Source organism: Microbacterium sp., from assembly GCF_036277215.1.
Lineage (GTDB): Bacteria > Actinomycetota > Actinomycetes > Actinomycetales > Microbacteriaceae > Microbacterium.
Genome location: NZ_DASUNI010000164.1, coordinates 1 through 2,321 on the forward strand (window position 1 = coordinate 1; position 2,321 = coordinate 2,321).

General features: G+C 63.5%; 2 protein-coding genes. One reads left to right on the plus strand and one right to left on the minus strand.

Translation table 11 applies throughout. The features are described 5' to 3' along the window. Positions 1-578: 578 nt before the first annotated feature. Entirely contained in the window at positions 579-1,472 is an 894-nt protein-coding gene (locus VFX99_RS08340) for a DUF808 domain-containing protein (protein WP_329665830.1), read from the plus strand. A 55-nt stretch (positions 1,473-1,527) separates the two neighbouring features. Here VFX99_RS08340 and VFX99_RS08345 read toward each other — a convergent pair whose 3' ends face one another. Then, the gene (locus VFX99_RS08345; protein ID WP_329665831.1) at positions 1,528-1,779 is read right to left on the minus strand and encodes a hypothetical protein; all 252 of its coding nucleotides are present in this window, start codon (positions 1,777-1,779) and stop codon (positions 1,528-1,530) included. Between the last annotated feature and the right edge of the window lie 542 nt (positions 1,780-2,321).

Genomic DNA, 2,321 nt, shown 5'->3' on the forward strand with positions numbered 1-2,321 from the left:
GCGGGCGACGAGCTGGAGATCGAGGCCGGCATTGGCCTTGTCGACATGGCCATTGAGGTGCACGTGGCCGAGCGCGGCGTGTTGGTCTCCACGATCGGCACTTGAGGGCGCGCCGAAGTTTCTCGGATCTGTGAGCGGGACGCGTGGACCACTGACGCGCCGGATCGAGACTGGGGATTCGCGGCCCGATTGAGAATGAGGTTCTCGATCGCGTGGCAATTCTTGCGGAAGAAAACGACCGATCATGGCGCGTAGGCCGGGCCGGACTTTCGCAACGCTCGTACGCGGATCGTTGCCGGTCGCTAAATGAGACCACGTCGACGATCGCTTAGCCAGTGCCCGGTAGGCATCCCTGCCATCAGATGATCACGCCTCGGTAAACCAGCGCATATCTAATGACCAGTGGTCATACTGCCCCAGTTGACCGCCCGTGTCCGCTGACCGGCGCCACCGGCACGTTGCCTGCATAACGGTTGCCCAATTGCAAGCCGATCGTCGAGGAGGCAATGCTGCACTAGCCTGCCTGAAGTCGATCGGCCCGCTCCTGCGCGTCGAAGGCTCGAGGCGGGGGTTGCGCATTGTCGGTCGGTTTGCTCGCAGTCGTGGACGACATCCTCACCGCCGCCCTCAAAGCGAGCGCGAAAACCGCCGGTGTGGTGATCGATGACGCGGCCGTCACCCCGCAGTACGTGCAGGGGATCACGCCCGCACGGGAGTTGCCGATGGTCGGGAAGATCGCGATCGGCAGTCTCGTCAACAAGTTCGTCATCATCATCCCCATCGCTTTGCTACTCACCGCCTTCGCGCCGTGGGTGCTGCCGTGGCTGCTCATCCTGGGCGGCTCCTACCTCTGCTTCGAAGGCGCCGAGAAGGTGATGGAGTGGTTCGGCGCTCACCACGGCCCTGGTCAGGATGAACCGCGGGACGAGCGCAAACTGGTGTTCGGCGCGATCCGCACAGATCTCATCCTGAGCACAGAGATCATGCTGATCTCCCTCGCCAGTCTCGACGCGGACTTCGGGATCTGGATGACCGCCGGCGCTCTGGCCGTGATCGCTGTCGGAATGACGCTGCTCGTCTACGGTGCCGTCGCGCTCCTGGTCAAGATCGACGACGTCGGGCTGCGGATGGCGGAGAGCTCGGCTCGCCAGGTGCGCAGCACCGGGGAGCGGATCGTGCGGTCGATGCCGACGGTGTTCCGCGTCATCAGCATCATCGGCACCGTCGCCATGCTCTGGGTCGGGGGCCATCTGGTGATCGCAAATCTGGCGGAAACCTTCTGGGACGGCCCGTACAACCTGCTGCACGCCGCGACGCACGCGATCGAGGCGCTCGGACCGGTCGCCGAGTGGGTCGTTGACACAGCGCTGTCGGGCCTGTTCGGCCTCGTGGTCGGACTGATCATCGCAGGGATCGTGTTCGCGGCGATGAGAGTCGCGAAGCGCAAGGCGCCGGTCGGCGCCTCGCACTGACGGCATCCGCCAATGAAGATCTTTGACAAGCGGACGTAGGATGCTCGAGCGGTGATCAGGTCGACTTGTCGTTCGTATCCTCGGCGACGGTAGTCAGCTCGAGGATCCTCGCTTCGAGGGCACGGAGGAGCGGTTCGCGTCTGGCCGTCTTGAGCAGTTCACTGATGTAGGACTGCGCGAGTCCCGTGGCGACGAGGCCGGCGTAGCCGCTGTCTTCGATTTCGATGACGAGGTGACTGACAGCGTCGACGTCGTCGGCGACCATTGCGCGGAGAAGTCGTGCCGCGAGAAGATCTGGTCCGTCCATGTCGGTTCGCTCCCTTCGCTGCGGGATTCTAGGAATCGATCGGTCATTGCTCAAGGGCGTCTGCACAATTTCGCTCGCGGAGGGATCTTGATCGCTCAGCTGCGCCGCAATCCATGTCGTGGAACCCGCCTTCCAGGTGGAAGAGGCGTAGTGTCAACAGTGGTGGGGCCCGAACCCCCCCGATCGACAGCACCGACCGCTCTGGGGAGCGTCGTATAGCCGTCAATACTGCGCGAGCAACGCCTCCCCCGAAGGAGGGCCATGTACCAGCGGACCCATCTCACCGACGACGAACGCATTGTGCTTGCGCGCGTGAAACAACGAAACGACCGTTTGCGACGAGCCACCCGTACTCCCGAACAGATCGCGCGTGCGCGCCAAAGGCGCCATCCCGACGGCACGAAACACTGCAACCGATGCGGGCGGAACCTCGCATTCGACCAGTTCGCACCCTTTCTCCGCGAACCCGACGGGCTGCACACTCACTGCGTTCACTGCCATCCGCAAAGGTCGTAATCAGACATCTCAAGCAGACGGTCCGC

Bases quoted from the DNA above. Each gene is read 5' to 3' on its own strand.
- VFX99_RS08345 (WP_329665831.1), bottom strand. From the start codon at position 1,779: ATGGACGGACCAGATCTTCTCGCGGCACGACTTCTCCGCGCAATGGTC.